The 16733-nt window shown below is 59.9% G+C and carries 14 protein-coding genes; 8 read left to right on the plus strand and 6 right to left on the minus strand.

The features are described from left to right. Positions 1-6 precede the first annotated feature (6 nt). Together yaaA and RDN59_RS01605 are read left to right on the plus strand one after the other, a co-directional pair. Positions 7-729, plus strand: a complete 723-nt coding sequence (gene yaaA / locus RDN59_RS01600; protein ID WP_308606263.1) for a peroxide stress protein YaaA — start codon at positions 7-9, stop codon at positions 727-729. Positions 730-806: 77 nt separating this feature from the next. Beyond that, positions 807-1931, plus strand: a complete 1125-nt coding sequence (locus RDN59_RS01605) for an AAA family ATPase (protein ID WP_308606264.1) — start codon at positions 807-809, stop codon at positions 1929-1931. A gap of 10 nt (positions 1932-1941) precedes the next feature. Here the strand turns inward: RDN59_RS01605 and RDN59_RS01610 are convergent, their stop codons facing one another. Further along, complete coding sequence (locus RDN59_RS01610; RefSeq protein ID WP_308606265.1) at positions 1942-3255, minus strand: DUF4921 family protein; 1314 nt, start codon at positions 3253-3255, stop codon at positions 1942-1944. A gap of 51 nt (positions 3256-3306) precedes the next feature. On the opposite strand from RDN59_RS01610, the gene RDN59_RS01615 reads away from it, so the two are divergent. Then, the gene (locus RDN59_RS01615; RefSeq protein ID WP_308606266.1) at positions 3307-4122 is read left to right on the plus strand and encodes a PhzF family phenazine biosynthesis protein; all 816 of its coding nucleotides are present in this window, start codon (positions 3307-3309) and stop codon (positions 4120-4122) included. Further along, a complete protein-coding gene (locus RDN59_RS01620; protein WP_308606267.1) occupies positions 4115-5503 on the plus strand; it encodes a protein adenylyltransferase SelO family protein in 1389 nt (462 codons plus the stop codon). The genes RDN59_RS01615 and RDN59_RS01620 overlap by 8 nt, the downstream gene beginning before the upstream one ends. Positions 5504-5777: 274 nt before the next feature. On the opposite strand, the gene mqo is transcribed toward RDN59_RS01620, so the two are convergent. Beyond that, a complete protein-coding gene (gene mqo / locus RDN59_RS01625; RefSeq protein WP_070545811.1) occupies positions 5778-7280 on the minus strand; it encodes a malate dehydrogenase (quinone) in 1503 nt (500 codons plus the stop codon). Between the two features lie 300 nt (positions 7281-7580). On the opposite strand from mqo, the gene RDN59_RS01630 reads away from it, so the two are divergent. The 4 genes from RDN59_RS01630 to RDN59_RS01645 all read left to right on the plus strand — a co-directional run bounded on the left by RDN59_RS01630 (position 7581) and on the right by RDN59_RS01645 (position 11234). Continuing rightward, entirely contained in the window at positions 7581-8594 is a 1014-nt protein-coding gene (locus RDN59_RS01630) for an alpha/beta hydrolase (RefSeq protein WP_308606268.1), read from the plus strand. 56 nt (positions 8595-8650) lie between these two features. Next, the gene (gene mtr / locus RDN59_RS01635; RefSeq protein ID WP_308606269.1) at positions 8651-10036 is read left to right on the plus strand and encodes a mycothione reductase; all 1386 of its coding nucleotides are present in this window, start codon (positions 8651-8653) and stop codon (positions 10034-10036) included. Between the two features lie 342 nt (positions 10037-10378). After that, positions 10379-10795, plus strand: coding sequence for a hypothetical protein (locus tag RDN59_RS01640; RefSeq protein ID WP_308606271.1), 417 nt, complete (start codon positions 10379-10381; stop codon positions 10793-10795). Positions 10796-10832: 37 nt separating this feature from the next. Continuing rightward, positions 10833-11234: a hypothetical protein gene (locus RDN59_RS01645; RefSeq protein ID WP_308606272.1), complete on the plus strand. Its 402-nt coding sequence runs from the start codon at positions 10833-10835 to the stop codon at positions 11232-11234. A gap of 199 nt (positions 11235-11433) precedes the next feature. On the opposite strand, the gene map is transcribed toward RDN59_RS01645, so the two are convergent. From map to RDN59_RS01665, 4 genes are all read right to left on the minus strand, one after another. Continuing rightward, positions 11434-12306, minus strand: a complete 873-nt coding sequence (gene map, locus RDN59_RS01650) for a type I methionyl aminopeptidase (protein WP_308606273.1) — start codon at positions 12304-12306, stop codon at positions 11434-11436. A gap of 69 nt (positions 12307-12375) precedes the next feature. Continuing rightward, on the minus strand, positions 12376-14226 hold the full coding sequence (locus tag RDN59_RS01655; RefSeq protein ID WP_308606274.1) for a penicillin-binding transpeptidase domain-containing protein: 1851 nt from the start codon (positions 14224-14226) through the stop codon (positions 12376-12378). A gap of 58 nt (positions 14227-14284) precedes the next feature. Continuing rightward, positions 14285-15448: a flavodoxin-dependent (E)-4-hydroxy-3-methylbut-2-enyl-diphosphate synthase gene (gene ispG / locus RDN59_RS01660; RefSeq protein WP_046648061.1), complete on the minus strand. Its 1164-nt coding sequence runs from the start codon at positions 15446-15448 to the stop codon at positions 14285-14287. 64 nt (positions 15449-15512) lie between these two features. Further along, positions 15513-16721 carry a site-2 protease family protein gene (locus RDN59_RS01665; RefSeq protein ID WP_308606275.1) on the minus strand — a complete coding sequence of 403 codons (1209 nt, stop codon included), beginning with the start codon at positions 16719-16721 and terminating at the stop codon, positions 15513-15515. Positions 16722-16733 lie beyond the last annotated feature (12 nt).

The raw sequence follows: 16733 nt of genomic DNA on the forward strand, positions 1-16733 counted from the left end.
GTAGCCATGCTGATCATCCTCCCTCCTTCTGAGACCAAAGCACACGGCGGCAGCGGCGCAGCCGTGAACTGGAACAAGCTTTCCTTCCCGGCGCTCAACCCCATCCGCCAAGAAATCGCTGCAGAATTGTCGGCCCTCGACGTCGATGAAGCGCTGGAGGTGCTCAAGCTCTCTGAGAAGCTGCGTGGGGAAGCCGAGTCCAACCGCGAGTTGGCCTCCTCCCCCACCATGCCCGCGCTGGAGCGGTTTACGGGCGTGCTCTACGACGCCCTCGACGCCCCCACCCTTCCCCCGGAAGCGCGGAGCTACCTCGCCGTGGGCGATGCATTGTTTGGTCTGGTGCGCGCCGATGATCTCATCCCCCACTACCGGCTTTCCGGCGGCACCAAGTTGGGCGGGAAGACTCTCAAGTCACGCTGGGGTACGGCCATCACGGATGAGCTGCGCGCGCTTGTCGACGCTGGCGAGTTCCTCCTCGATATGCGCTCGGGTACCTACCAGCAACTGGGCAAGCTCAAGGACGCTGCCACGGTGCGCGTGGAGACTGTACAGGAGGACGGTTCGCGCAAAGTGGTCTCTCACTTCAACAAGCACTACAAGGGGGAGCTCGCTCGCGCGCTAGCCCTGAGTGGCGAGCGTGTGTCCTCCCTCAAGGATGCGGCCAGTGTTGCGCAGGAAGCGGGCATGAGCACCGAACTGCGCGGCACCGAGCTGGTGCTCGTGGTCTGATTTATCTATTTATCAATTTATCTACGCCCGCCGATTTATCTATTTATCAATTTATCTGCCTGCTATATACTTCCAGCATGACTGGAAACCCTTTTCGCCCAACTTTTGGTGCCAGCCCACTCAAGTGGGCTGGCCGCAGTGCGGTCCTCAATGACTTCACGGTTGGGCTCGGCGGCGGAGTTGGCAACCCTAATCGCGCAATGCTTATTAGCGGTCATCGTGGGATGGGCAAAACGGTTCTGTTGACCGAGCTTGAGGACATCGCAGCCCAACAAGGATGGGCTGTTATTCGGGTCAGTGGCCGAAGCAATTCAGTCACTCAGCTCATCGACTCCATCATCCCAGAAAAGATCAACCAGCTGTCTTCTCCATCAACCCGTCGAATCAAGGACATACGCATTGCGGGCCTCGGCGGCATTGGCACTGAAGAGATTGGTACGCCACCAGTGCCAACATTAGAATCACGCTTGCGCGAACTCTCCGCTCATCTCCGAGACAGCGGAATTCTACTTACTATCGACGAGATTCAGGACGCCGATCCTCATGACCTCGAGAGCATAGCAGTCACATTCCAGCATCTTGTTCGCGATGAACTCGACGTTTCCATTGTGATGGCAGGGCTTACTGCCGGTGTTGACAAGCTTCTGCACCTGCCGGGAACAACGTTTTTGCGCCGTGCCCGCAGATTTCACCTAGGGCCTGTTAACCCGGAAGCTACGACCAGCGCTTTCAAAGAAACGGCAGCTTTGACTTCGATTGCTTTCAACGACGACGCCGCCGACCGCGCTACTGAAGCGAGCCACGGTTATCCCTTCCTCATCCAGCTCATCGGGTACTTGGCCTGGAACGCTGCATCCCAAGCCAGTGAAACTACCGTTTCCTCAACAACCGTCGACGCAGTTCTTGGTGAGGCAATCACGACAATGGGAACCCAAGTGCACGATCCTGCGGTACGTGCACTCAGCCAACGCCAACTTGAGTACCTACACGCGCTGGCGGACATAGCAGATGAGGCAGGGACGGCCGCCTCTGGCGCTATCGCTCACGAACTCAAGACAACGACAACATCTCTCAGTGAAGTGCGCGCGCGTTTGCTGGAGCAGGGGCTTATCGACGCCCCACGGCACGGCACCGTTGCTCTAGCTCTACCGTACCTTCGCGATTATCTTCACGCCGGCGGCGAACAAACCTACGTGGACTAACCGTGGCCGATTACACCAGCGGGTTATAACGCAAACTATTGCGCTTGAGCTCGCACTCGGTGGCGATTGCGATGCCTGAAGCAATCTTGCCGCGCTCGCGCAGGCGGAACATGGCATCCACGATGCGATCGCGCAAGCCCCACGGATCGATGGTGTTGATGTAGACCTTGGTGCCGCCCTCAAAGCCGGCCAGGGTCGATACCCTGAGCTTGATCATCACGCGCCACGGCTGTGGCAGATCTACGCTGGGCGGGCGGTGGTGCCATTCTTCATTGCACGCCACATCTGGGCCCACGGCGGCATGTGCTGCGTGGATGAGATCTGACATCCCGCGTACCTCGCCGGGGGTCTGTTCCCACGGTTCACAGCGCGGCGATTTGGAAAAGATCTCCAGTGTGGGATAACGGTGCCCGAAGCCAGCGAAGAGCACCGCATAGTCATTTTCGGCAATAACAAGGTTGCGCTTTGCCGCATAGCCCACCGCCCAATCGTTGTACATGTTGGGATGCGCGCGCAGAATGGCGTTTTCTTGGTGGGCGGCCATACCTAGAGCGTCAATAGCAACGAGCTGCTTGTGCAGGTGGTCAAAGGACGCACCCGCCGGCGCCAGCCAATTCTGGAACACGGCGACATAGGAGGCGTAGCGGTTGCGCTGGTAGAGCTCGCGCGTCGATTCTGCTGTAAAGGTTGTCAGCAGGAAGTGCTCGTCGGGGTTCAGCGTGCCGGAAGACGCTAGCTGACTATCATCGACCGCCCCCTCCACAAAGTGGCGCGAAGAAATGATGACGTCGTGGCCGCCACCAAAGAAACCATCGGCAAGGGCGAGCAGAGAGTCGTCGTCCAGCGCGGCATCCTTGCCTGCCGCCTTGAGCTTGGTGCGCACCACATTGAGCACATGCAGGCGCCCAGCTTCGTCGGACTCGTAGCGCTCCTTGTGGCGGGCCACGTCGGGGTCCATGGTGAAGCCATAGTTCTCGTGCCAGTAGTCATAGGACACGATCTCAAAAAGGTTGGGCACGCGGCGAAAGGCTGGTACGGACTTATCCAGCTCGTGAGGAAGGAGGCCGCGCTGAATCTCCCCCGAAGCCAGAATGCGGGACTTTTCCGGCGGGGTATCCAGCATGCGGCCTGAGCAAAATGCACAGCTGTGAGTGAAAGCATCGGCCGCCAGCGGTTGTGGGTCCTGTGCTGGATGCGCGAGCGGGCGGTTGCCGCGGCCAGGCACCGTCCACACCTCCGTTCCGGAGAAGGGGTTGACCTGCTTGACGGTCCCATCAGCCATGGTTTGGATGGGCTCGACGCGGCTAAAGAGTGCTTCGCTCATGCAACCCAGCGTAGACCTCCACTCCCACCGGTGCGACTAGACTTGGGGTCCATGCAGCACCGATTCTTTGAAGTAGACGTTTTCGCCACTGGGCCGTTTACCGGTAATCCCCTCGCCGTGGTTGCGGATGCCGATGACTTGAGCACCGAAGAAATGCAGCGCATCGCGCACTGGACCAATTTCTCTGAGACGACCTTCCTGTGCTCGCCTACGGATCCACGCGCGGACTACCGAGTGCGGATCTTTACCCCCTACGAGGAGTTCCCTTTCGCCGGCCACCCCACGCTGGGCACCGCTCGGGTCGCAGCAGAGCTGCTTGAAAAAAGCGGCACCTTGATTCAGGAATGCGGTGTAGGCCTCATCACCGTACGCCAGGAGGACGGACGCTTTTCCTTCGCTACCCCGCCCTTGGTGCGCGAGGGGGCTCTCAGTGATGCCGAACGAGCCGATGCAGCTGCAGTCCTCGGAATTGCTGAGAACCACATCGTTGACTCTGGCTGGGTAGACAACGGCCCCGGATGGCGCCTCATCCAGCTAGATTCCGCCGAGGCAGTACGCGAACTCAACCCCACACCCACGCCCGGTGTCAAAGTTGGCGTGATCGGCCTCACCAATGATGATGACCCAGCGTACGAAGTGCGCGCCATTACCGGGCACTTCGAGGACCCCGTCACCGGTTCCTTCAACGGCGGGGCTGCCCAATTCCTCCGCGCTAAAAATGCAGTTCCTGCTCGCTACACCGCGGCACAAGGTAGCCAGGTAGGACGCGCTGGTCGCGTCTTCATCGACGACGACGGGGACAACATCTGGGTGGGCGGCAACGTCCGCGTGCGCGTTCGTGGCACCCTGGAGTCCCGCGATGCCTAAGCCTCCCCTTCCTATCGAGCTGCACTCTGAGTTCGCCGACCGTCTACCCCACCTCGTCGCCGAGGCCCGGGGGGAGGAACAGCCCGCAGCGCGGATCGTGGTGCTCAATGAGCAGCTAGCTTCTGAGCTCGGACTCGACGCTGACTGGCTACGTAGCGATGAAGGCGTGGAGTTTCTCCTAGGCCGCGGCCCCATAGCTCCCCACGCCATGGCCTACGCCGGCTTTCAGTTCGGGCAGTACAACCCATCCATGGGTGATGGCCGCGCTCTCCTACTGGGAGAGGTCACAGGCCCTACTGCTCCCCAAAACCCGGCGGGCCTGTGGGATCTGCACGCCAAGGGGACGGGTCCCACACCGTACTCGCGCTTCGGCTCTGATGGTCGTGGCACTCTGCGCTCGATGCTGCGCGAGTATCTCTTCTCCGAGTCGATGCATGCCCTGGGAGTGCCCACCACTCGGTCTCTCGCGGTCCTTGCCACCGGCCGCCCCATTCAACGCCAAGTGGTGGAGGAGGCGGGCGTGCTGGTGCGCGTTGCAGCGAGCCACATTCGCGTCGGCTCCTTTCACTTCGCCGCGCAGTCTCAGCGGCCCGGATTGCTCGAACAGCTCGCCGACTACACCATTGAACGCCACTACCCCGGTGCCGACTATCAGGGGCTGTTCACCCGTGTCATGGATGCGCAGGCCGCCACAGTAGCCGGATGGATGCAGCTGGGCTTTATCCACGGCGTGATGAATACGGATAACACCACGCTATCGGGCGAGACCATCGACTACGGCCCCTGCGCATTCCTGGAAAACTATGATCCCGATACCTGGTTTAGCTCCATCGATACGCAGGGCCGCTACCGCTTTGGTCGCCAGCCTGACATGGTGGGTTGGAACCTTGCGCGACTCGCTGAATCCCTGCTGCCGCTTCTCGACGACTCCCCTGACTCCGCCCTCGCTTGGGCCCAGGAGGCCATCAATTCCTTTGCGCAACGCTTCGATAAAGCACGGCGAGTCGAAGCCCTGCAGCGCTTGCAGATGCCTGAAGAGCTTATTCAGGACTACAGCGCAGCACTCGCTGAGGCGAGCCCTGACCTCACACAGGCCCACCGGGCTCTCGTCAGCGCCGCGGCAGGTACATCAACAGCGGCCTACGAGGCATTCGCGGACTCGCAGTTCGTTGACGCCTACTGCGCGAGTGGCCCCGACGTTGCGCTACTCGAGCGAACCGTGCCGCGCGTGATTCCCCGCCCGCGTCTGGTCGACGCGGCGCTGGGCGATCTTGATGAGTTCTCCCGCCTTCTCCACGCCACGACCCACCCCTTCGATCCCGCACCGGACTATGAACAGCCCGGTGGCACGGAGGGCTATCTCACCTACTGCGGCACCTAAGAGTGCAAAACAGAAGGAAACACACCACCGCCCCGAGGTCGCCGTAGGAAAGGCAACGGAGTCTCGGGGCGGTGGTGTGTCTCTATCTTTCACTGCCGCGCTCCCGGTCGGTTTCTCAGGCCGACCGCCCCGCGCGGCTGGGGTTCTCTCTATCTCTCGCATGCGCTCTCTCAAACGCACAACATAAGTATGGAGCATCCTCCTTGGCGAAGCGTTCCGATGCACTGGACGCTTCCTGCCAGTTACTGAGAGTTACCTGCGAAGCGAAACGGGACTACTTGGACTCAAGCTGCAGAGTCTTCTGCGTGTACTCCCACATCTCGTCGTAGAGCTTCTTGTCCTTGGAGAGCTTGGTGCCGTAGGACGGAATCATTTCCTGGATCTTATCGCCCCACTGAATCATGTTTTCGCCGAAGCAGCGCTCCAGCAGCTCAATCATGATTGCCGGGGTGATGGAGGCACCCGGGGAAGCGCCGAGCAGGCCGGCGATATTGCCCTCAGGGTTGTTGATGAGGGTGGTACCGAACTCCAGGGAGCCGAACTGCGGTGCACCCGCCGGCTTAATGACCTGGACGCGCTGGCCAGCGATGACGGTCTCCCAATCGGCCGGATCGGCGCTCGGGACGTATTCCTTCAGGGTTTCAACGCGCTTGTCGAAGTCCTTGAGGACCTCGGTCACCAGGTACTTGGTCAGACCAAACTCCTGTGCTGCCACGCCCAGGTAAGAGGTGATGTTGTCCGGACGGATGGACTTGAACAGGTCCAGGTAGGAGCCCTTCTTCAGGAACTTCGGGGACCAGCCACCGTAGGGGCCAAACAGCAGGCCCTCTTCACCGTCGATGACACGGGTGTCCAGGTGCGGCACGGACATCGGCGGAGCACCGACGGCAGCCTTGCCATAGACCTTGGCGTGGTGCTGCTTGACCAGCTCCGGGTTCTTGGAGCGCAGCCACAGGCCGGAAACCGGGAAGCCTGCGAAACCAGAGACCTCACGGACACCGGCCTTGCGCAGCAGATCGAGCGCGTAACCGCCGGCGCCGACGAAGACAAACTTGGCGTGGACAGCCTGGTAATCACCGGTGTGCAGGTTCTTTGCCACCACGCGCCACTTGGAACCGTCACGCTTAATATCGACGACCTCGTGGCCGTAGCGGATTTCGGTGCCTGCAGCTTTCGCTGCGGTGAAGAACTGCTTAGCCAGGGCGCCAAAGTTAACGTCAGTACCGGCATCGGTCCACGAGATGGCAACCTTTTGGGAACCGAAATCACGGCCCTCAGACATCAGGGGCAGCTTCTCCTGGAAGGTAGCGTCATCATCGCTGAACTGCATGTTCGGGAACATGTGGTTGTCCTTCAGCGCGTCGAAGCGGCGCTTCAGGTAATCCACCTGAATGGAACCCTGCGCGAAGGATACGTGCGGAACCGGGTTGATAAAGGCCTTCGGGTCAGTGAGGATGCCGTTGTTGAGCTGGTGGGACCAGAACTGGCGAGAAACCTGGAACTTCTCGTTGATGTTCAGGGCCTTGGAAACGTCGATGCGGCCGTTCTTCTCCGGGGTGTAGTTCAACTCGCACAGTGCAGAGTGGCCCGTACCGGCGTTGTTCCACGGGGAGGAGGACTCAAGAGCAGGACCGTCCAAGCGCTCGAACACCATCTGAGTCCAGCTGGGCTCGAGTTCACGCAGCATGGCGCCGAGGGTGGCGCTCATGATACCTGCACCAATGAGTGCGACCTCAACCTCGTCTACTACTTGTGCTGTCTTCTTATCGGAGGACACTGTACTTATTACCTCTTAGAGTCGATGTATTCGATGTGGTCAAATGCCCTGCGCATGTGGGGGCACAGGGCGCGGTGAGAAAGCGCTCGACGATGCTAAGGCCAAGCCGGCATACAGACCTCCGCTCAGGAAGGTCCGTCAAGCATTAATTCCACCTTACGCCCCTTCCTACGAAATAGGCATTCCTCGGAAAATAAATGCCCGAATCCCAAACCGCTACCCCTTTTGTGGTGCAGGACATATCCCCTCAGCTCTCCGCCCATCCGGACGTAGATGACCAGACGACCTATCATGAACGTCATGACATGTGACGAACTCGAATGGTCAGAAGATCTTCTCGGCCCAGATTTTCAGGCTGCTCCGCTCGAACTCGGCTCCGATCCTGATGGCGAGGGCGATGTCTGCGCGACTCTCGTGCGCTACTGTCCCGCTTCCAACGCCCACGACGACCGCCCCGCCTTGTTGTGGGTCCATGGCATGACGGATTACTTCTTCCACGAGCACGTGGCCCGCTACTTCTATGAGCTCGGTTACGCGTTTTATGCTCTCGACTTGCGCAAGTGCGGACGCTCCCGCCAGGAGGGCCAAACCTGGCACTACATCAGCGACTTGCAGTACTACGACGCCGACCTCAACGCGGCTGTCGACGCCCTGCCTAACCCACGTGTCGTCATCATGGGGCACTCCACAGCCGGCACCATCATTGCTCTGTGGCTCGATCGCCTCCGCCGCCACGACGCTCAACGTTTCAGTCGTATCGCCGGCGTCGTCTTCAACAGCCCCTGGCTAGCCATGATGGGAATGTCAGACGGCGCTTATGGGGTGGTCAAGCGCATAGTTTATGCTGGTGCTGCCATCTCTCCTCGCGTCGAGCTACCCGCTGGGGATCTCACCACTTACGGGGAATCCATCCACGTCCAAGAACAGGGCGAGTGGGATTTTGATCGCCGCTTGAAGCCGCTGGGCGGGCATGCGAAGTACCTAGGCTGGGTCGCCGCTGTCTTCCATGGCTTCGACGCAATCCATTCCGGGCGCATCACCATTGGAGTTCCACTGCTGACGATGACCTCGGCGCGCTCGCAACTTGATCAGTCCTATAGCGAGTCCTCCAACACGGCCGATGTCGTTGTCGATGTCCGGCAAAGTCAGCGCTGGGCTAAGGAGCTAAGCTCGCGCTACACCCTCCACGTCGTCAAAGATGGCCGCCACGACCTTTTCCTCTCTCGGCCCGAACCGTTGGAAGACGCGCTGAATGCCACGGCGGAGTGGCTTCGCGTCGTTGCGCCGATAGATGCAGAACAGCGTGCTCAGTAAGTGTGCACGCTGCGCGCTCTTCGACCTCCAGAAACCGCGACTATAGAACCTTTAGAATGGTCGCCATGACTTCTGCACAGCACTTTGATCTCGTCATCATCGGCACCGGCTCGGGAAACTCCATCCCCTCCCCCGAGTTCGACGATAAATCTATTGCCATCATTGAAAAGGGAACCTTCGGCGGCACCTGCCTCAACGTGGGCTGCATCCCTACGAAAATGTACGTCTATGCGGCCGACGTTGCGCTTGCTGCGCGTGAAGCCACACGCCTTGGCCTCAGCGCCCACGTAGATGCCGTGGATTGGGAGGGCATTGTCAAGCGTGTCTTCCACGACCGCATTGATCAGATCGCCCAAGGCGGGGAAGAATACCGCCGCGGCGAGGAGACCCCAAATATTACGGTCTTCGACCAGCACGCGCGGTTCGTCGGGCCGAAGACCCTGCAGGCGGGCGAGGACATTATTACTGGTGACAACATCGTCATCGCTACCGGTTCACGCCCGGTACTGCCTGAGCCCTATGCCAGCGCAACTGCTCCGATCCATACCAACGAAGACATCATGCGCTTGGATAAGCAGCCGCGCAGCCTCATCGTTGTCGGCGGCGGCTACATCGCTATGGAATTCGCGCATGCCTTTGACGGACTGGGCACCAAGGTAACCGTGGTCAACCGTTCGGAGACGTTCCTTCGCTTCCTCGATGAAGACCTGCGCTCACGCTTTAATGACATCGTGCGCGAGCGTTTCGATGTCCGCATTGGTAGCGCGACGGAGGTGGAAGAAACCGCAGACGGTGTGCGTCTTACTTTGGATAGCGGTGACGTCGTGGAAGCAGAGGCAGTCCTCGTCGCCACTGGCCGCCAGCCCAACGGCGACCAAATGGATCTCTGCGCGAGCGGCATTGAGATGCACGAGGACGGACGCATCAAGGTCGACGAGTACGGTCGCACTACCTGCGAGGGCGTGTGGGCATTGGGTGACGTCTCCTCGCCCTACATGCTCAAGCATGTCGCCAACGCGGAGCAGCGAGCAGTGCAGCACAACCTGTTGCACCCAGAAGATCTTCAGCCCATGCCCCACGAGCACGTTCCCGCCGCCGTCTTTACTCACCCGCAGATTGCGACCGTTGGCCTCACCGAAGCCCAGGCCCGCGAGCAGGGCTACGACGTGACAGTAAAGGTACAGAACTTCGGCGATGTCGCCTATGGCTGGGCCATGGAAGATTCGACAGGCATCTGCAAACTCATCGGCGACCGCGCAACCGGTCAGCTCCTCGGAGCTCACCTCATGGGCCCGCAAGCCTCCACGCTCATTCAACAATTAATTACCGCAATGAGCTACGGGCTCGACATGCGCGAGTTCGGCCGTTCGCAGTATTGGATCCACCCAGCATTGCCGGAGGTCGTCGAAAACGCCGTCTTGGGACTAGAGTGGCTAGAGTGATCGTTACAGATCGCTTGGTGAATTATCTCACACTGCCCTTGAACTAATCTCGCCTTATTTATCTAATAGCATTACAAAGGTGCCTTAACGCCGAAAACATCCCCCCAGGAAACTTTCAGGCTTTAGCCTAATTTGGGGGTATCGCCGCCGGTCGCATAAAAGAAAGCTCCAACTAGCGTGCATTTTGCCTGACCGTTGACTAGGTTTTATACAGACACCGGAACGAGTCGATGGTCTCTGTCGGCTCAGTGTGTTTTGGGGATACCAAACTCATCCCTATCCCTGTGAATCGAGGCTCCTCCACCTGGAGGCCTTGCACGTACGACATTAAGGAATTTTGATATGCGTATCCGCAATGCAGCCCTCGCCGGCGCTACCGCTCTCGCTGTTGCCTTCGGCGGCTCCACCGTTGCCACCGCAGCCACCTTCGACGGCTCCAACACCACCGAAGCTACCGACGACGCACAGACCGGTCAGCCCTACGACAAGGAGGGCGGCTCCCTGTCCTCCAAGGTTGGCGGCTGGTTCAACATCGACGAGGACGACAACATCGGCACCGAGGCTGACGGCCGTGCCATCTTTGGTTCCTCCAAGTCTGAGCACTGCGATGCGGGCGAAGCTGGCGAGTGCACCACCATCGGCGACCAGCCGACCTGGGCCAAGACCTTCTACGGCGTGGGCGTTGCTAGCGCTGTGGCTTCCATCGCCGGCCTCATCGGCGTGATCTACAACTTCTTCGTCCACGGTCCGTCCTTCTAAGACGCCCCACACACACTTTCCGAAAGGCTTAAAATTCATGCGTAACTTCCGCACCGCCGCTGTTGCTGCTGCAACCGCCGCTTCCGTTGTATTCGCTGGTACCTCCGTTGCTTTCGCTGCTGAGGACACCGAGAAGACCACCCTCTCCTCCGAGCTGTCCTCCGCAAACGAGAAGGTCAAGGAGGACGACAGCGACGCTACCCTGTCCTCCAAGTGGGGCGACGCTACCGATGCCGACACGAAGGTCACCGGCGCTGATCTCTTCGGCAAGAACACCGCTGATGACACCACCAACCCAACGTGGGCTAAGGCTTGGCGTGAGGGTACCTACGCTGCTATCGGCTCCGCCATTGCAGGTGCCCTGTTCGCTGCGTACAACTTCGCTGTGTACAACCACATCATCCCGGCACACGTGCTGGACCCGATCTTCCGCCGCTAATTAGTACGCGGACTCGCTGATTAGCTCAGCGCAGTCACAAAGAGCCCGACTCCTTCGAGGGGACGGGCTCTTTTCTATTTCCAGTCTTTAGCGAAACGGGCACGCGAGCCCCTCTAATGTACCGAAAGGTCTCCGGATCATGGATCCGGAGACCTTTCGGCAGTTAGGGCAGCCCTGTATGTGTTGTGTGTATTCTTAGCTAGTCAAGCTCACCAGGCAGGGTAAGAATCTCGTTGCCGTCATCGGTGATAACGATGGTGTGCTCGAACTGGGCGGTGAACTTGCCATCGGTGTTCTGGACGGTCCAGCCGTTATCCCAAATCTCATAGTCCAGCGAGCCGAGATTAATCATCGGCTCGATGGTCAGCGTCATTCCCGGTTCCAGGATGTCGCGGTAGGTCATGGAATCGTAGTGCAAAACGACGAGGCCATTGTGGAAGGTCGGGCCCACACCGTGCCCCGTAAAGTCAGTCACCACGTTATAGCCAAAGCGGTGAGCATAAGACTCAATGACGCGTCCGATGACGTTGATCTCACGGCCGGGCTTAGCGGCCTTGATGCCGCGCATCATCGCTTCCTTCGTGCGCTCCACCAACAGCTTGTGTTCCTCCGAGACATTGCCCGCAAGGAAGGTGGCGTTGGTATCGCCGTGTACACCATTTTTGAAGGCCGTGACGTCGATATTGACGATGTCGCCGTCCTCAATCACCGTGGTATCCGGGATGCCGTGACAGACAATCTCATTGAGGGACACACAGCAGGATTTCGGAAAGCCCAAGTACCCTAGCGTCGACGGGTAGGCACCGTGATCACACATGTACTCGTGCGCAACGCGGTCAATCTCATCCGTGGTCACACCGGGGGCCACAGCCTTTCCGGCTTCCTGCAGAGCGTTGGCCGCGATGCGGGAGGCTTCACGCATGGCCTCAATGACCTCCGGAGTCTGCACAAATGGCTCGCCCTGGGCTTCCTGGACCGTGTCCTTCCACACGTACTCTGGGCGTTCAATATCCTTCGGTACCGTGCGGATTGGAGTATCTTTTTCCTGTTTCAGCATCGCGCGCTTAGTCATAACTACTCATGGTAGCCCTCTTCCCCAGCGCCCGACAAAGAGCACCATTGGCGCACTAATGGGTGCGCGCTACTGCTCTTGTGCGGGTGCAACCTCGCCGTGGCCTTCCGCGCGGAGGGCGTCCAAACGCTGTAGGAAGTTATCAGTGATGTTGACCGAAATCGTCGAGCCACCGCCCAGCACTACCAGCGTGGCGAACGCGATGTCATCATCACGGTATCCGGTGAACCACGCGTGTGATCCTTCGTTGATTTCCGCCTCACCGGTCTTGCCGTAGATAGTGCCCCCGGCTTGCATACCCGCCGCAGTACCGCTCGCCACCACCTGGCGCATCATATCCCGTACCTGATTCAGCGTCTCCTCACTCGGCGCGGAGACCTCCTCGGAAACCTTGGTCTCCCGTGTCTCGATGAGAGTCGGCGTCGGGGTCCTGCCAGCCGCTACCGTCGAAGAAACAAGCGCCATGCCAAAGGGAGAGACAAGATCAAGGCCCTGGCCATAGCCGGCTTCCGTGCGTTCGAGCGGGGTTTCGCCCTCTGGGATAGAACCGGTAATCGTCGAAAGCCCCGGCACGTCGTAGTCGATGCCCAGCCCGTATTGCTTGCCCACGTCGCGCAGTTCACCCTTGGGAAGGTCGGTCGAGATCTGTGCGAACGTGGTGTTGCAGGATTGTGCAAAGGCTTGCCGCAGCGGAACCGAGCCGAGCGAGAACCCGTTGTAGTTGGTCACAGTGCGCCCGTACAGATCCATGGTGCCCGGGCAGGGCACGATAGAGTCTGTGGACAGGCCTTGCTTGTCGACGCCCGCCGAGGCCGTAATAATCTTGAAGACCGAGCCGGGAGGGAACTGGCCTTGGAGTGCGATGTCACCCTTCTTATCCGCTTCCGGGGTTTGCGCCACGGCCAGGATTTCGCCCGTTGAGGGGCGCATGGCCACAATCATGGCCTCGTACCCGGGGTGCAGATTAATGGCTTCTTGCGCAGCACGCTGAACGTCATAATCCAGCGAGACCTTGATGGAAGGAGCCGCTTCGGGCTCGTGATACTCGACGTCGGATAGCGCAGCCCCGTGTTCGTTCACGACAGAGACGGACCAACCATTCTTGCCATCGACTTCTTCAGAAACCATGGATCGCACACGAGAGAGGATGTCGGGTGCCAGGCCGGTATCGCGAGTGATGAGAGCCGGCTCCTCATTGAAGCGAATCCCCTTCTGGTTTTCCAGGACGGGACGCAGCCTCGCTGCCTGGGCCTCGTTGAGCATGGTGACCGAGTAGGAACCATCGATCCCTTCGAGGTTTGTAGCAAGTTCGCCAGAATCAATCTCGGGGATGGAGTCATCCTCCCGATGCGCCTGGCTCAAAGCGCCGGAAACCTTAGCTGCCAGCGGGCGCGGGTCATCAACAGCCTCGGTATCGACAACAAGGCGGTATTGCAGCCCCGGTGACATCAACTCCACGCCATCGGAGGAGACCACGCCTGCGCGCTTCGGTGCGACCGAGCGCAGCTCGAGGTGCTGGTGCGCGCCGAGATCAGGGTGAATGATGCTGGGCTGCCAGCGGACAGTCCAGTCCTTGTCCTTGCGAGTCAAGGCCATGGACGTGTCATAGCGGAGGGAACGATTACGCGGCAGAGTCCACGTCACTGAATAGTGCGCGGTGGCCTGAGCCTCTTCCTGATCTACCCCGGTCAGCTCGACGTCAAGGCCTTCTGCTTGGAGGCCTGCGAAGGTGGCGTCGAGGGTGTTCGTGGCGGTGGTTCCGTCATCGATCAGCTGTACCAACTCTTCATTGTTGCGAGTTTCCATGCTCTCAAGAAACTCTTCTGCAACAGGGCGCGCAGACACCGGCTTGGGGGTACATCCCACCACAGACGACGCCGCGAAACCTACCGCACCCAGCAGCGCCACGAACCTCTTCATGCTTGGGCAGCGTAGCAGCCTGGGGCGGCTAGACGGCCGCCCCACACCGCGGGGTGGACTACTTGGTAACTCGAACCTCAGCCTTGGCGCCCTCCACGGCTTCCAGGCCCTGCTCTTCTGCCAGGCGCATTGCCTCTTCGATGAGCGTTTCCACGATCTTGGATTCGGGAACGGTCTTGATGACCTCACCCTTGACAAAGATCTGGCCCTTGCCGTTACCGGAGGCCACTCCAAGATCGGCGTCGCGGGCCTCGCCCGGACCGTTCACCACGCAGCCCATGACGGCCACGCGCAGCGGGAACTCCATGCCGTCGAGGCCTTCGGTGACCTCGTTAGCCAGCTTGTAGACGTCCACCTGTGCACGACCACAGGACGGGCAGGAGACAATCTCCAGCTTGCGCGGGCGCAAATTGAGGGACTGCAGAATCTGGTCGCCGACCTTGATCTCCTCGACCGGGTCCGCAGACAAGGACACGCGGATGGTGTCACCGATGCCCTCGGCGAGAAGGGCGCCGAAAGCCACGGATGACTTGATGGTGCCCTGGAATGCCGGGCCGGCCTCGGTAACACCGAGGTGCAGCGGGTAGTCACACTGAGCGGCGAGCTGGCGGTAGGCCTCCACCATGACCACCGGGTCATTGTGCTTGACGGAAATGGCGATATCGCCGTAGCCGTGCTCCTCGAAGAGGCCAGCCTCCCACAGTGCAGACTCGACGAGAGCCTCCGGGGTGGCCTTGCCGTACTTTTCCATGATGCGCTTGTCCAAAGAACCGGCGTTGACACCAATGCGAATCGGAATGCCAGCATCGCCGGCGGCCTTCGCAACTTCCTTGACGCGGCCATCGAATTCCTTGATGTTGCCCGGGTTGACGCGCACTGCCGCGCAGCCGGCATCGATGGCGGCAAAGATGTACTTGGGCTGGAAGTGGATGTCGGCGATCACCGGGATCGGGGACTTCTTGGCAATCGCTGGCAAAGCCTCCGCGTCCACCGTCTTCGGGCAGGCCACGCGAACAATATCGCAGCCGCTGGCAGTCAGCTGGGCAATCTGCTGAAGGGTGGCGTTGACGTCGTGCGTCTTCGTCGTGGTCATCGACTGCACGGAAATGGGGTGATCAGAGCCCACGCCCACCTGACCAACCATGAGCTGGCGCGTCTTGCGGCGCGGCGCCAAGGTAGGAGGTGGGCCGTCGGGGATTCCAAGACCAATAGGGGTCGACATGTGCGCTCCTTGCTAATTGGGGTTTAACGCCCCCACTCTAGCACCGCACGGGGCAGCAGGATCGCTAGCCAAATAGCCGAATCGGGTTGACCACATCCGCAATCATGATGAGCGCGCCCACCGCCATGAGGAGGAAAGCCAGCACATAGGTAATTGGCATGAGCTTGGTATAGTCTGCCGGCCCCTTCGGCTCCTTACCCATGAGGCGGCGCAGAGCATCGCGGATCTTTTCATAGATGATGACGGCGATGTGACCGCCATCAAAAGGCGGCAACGGGATGAGGTTAAACAGCGCGAGGAAGAAGTTGAGGGTGGCCAACATCATAAAGAAGGAAGACCACAGGCTGCGCTCCACTAGTTCGCCGCCTACGCGGGAAGCACCCACCACGGACATCGGCCCGTTGACATCGCGCTCCTGCCCGAAGATGGAAGCCACCACACCTGGAATCTTTGCGGGGAACTGGGCGATTCCTTGCACCGTAGCGTCCAGAACGAAGCCCGTGTACCGGGCAGTCGCTGGGAAGGCATCGACGAAGGAGTAGGTCTCCCTAATATCGATAATCTGATTGGTCATGCCAATGGCACCGACCTCCACCAGCTGACCCTCAGCGTTGAGGCGAGTCACGGTGGCCAGGGGAATGTCGAAATCGCGTGGTGCGCCATCGCGCTCCACTGTGAGGGTGACGGTTTCGCCGGGGTGGGTCATAACGGTGTCGCGAAGCTGGGCGAAGGAATCCATAGTTTCACCGTTGAGCGCTAGAACAATGTCCCCTGGTTCCACTCCCGCTTCACCTGCCGGGCCCTTCCCTTGGCAGGGCTCGAGATCACCGTTGGAATTCTGATTCGCCGCGCAAGACACTTCACCGACGCGCGGACGGACATCCGCATCTGGGTTGGGCAGGCCCGAGGTCATGGCGATGAGCAGCAGAATAATGAATCCCAAGAGGAGGTTGACCGTGATTCCACCAGCCAGCACGATGATGCGTTGCCATGCCGGCTTCTTGTACATGGCGTAGGGCTCTTCCTCCTCGGTGAGGAACTCATCCTGCACGGTCATGCCCGCGATATCGCAGAAGCCGCCCACTGGGAACGCCGCGAGGCCATATTCGGTATGGCCTCGCGTAAAGGACGCTATGCGGGGTCCGAAGCCGATGAAGTAGCGCCGCACTCGCATCCCGAAGGCACGGGCGGTGAACATGTGGCCTGCCTCGTGTAGGGCAACAGTGATGCCGATCCCCAAAGCGAAGAGGATAATACCGAGGACATTTGCCATAAACTCTGAGGC

The sequence above is a fragment of the uncultured Corynebacterium sp. genome (assembly GCF_902489365.1).
In the GTDB taxonomy this organism is placed as follows: Bacteria; Actinomycetota; Actinomycetes; order Mycobacteriales; family Mycobacteriaceae; genus Corynebacterium.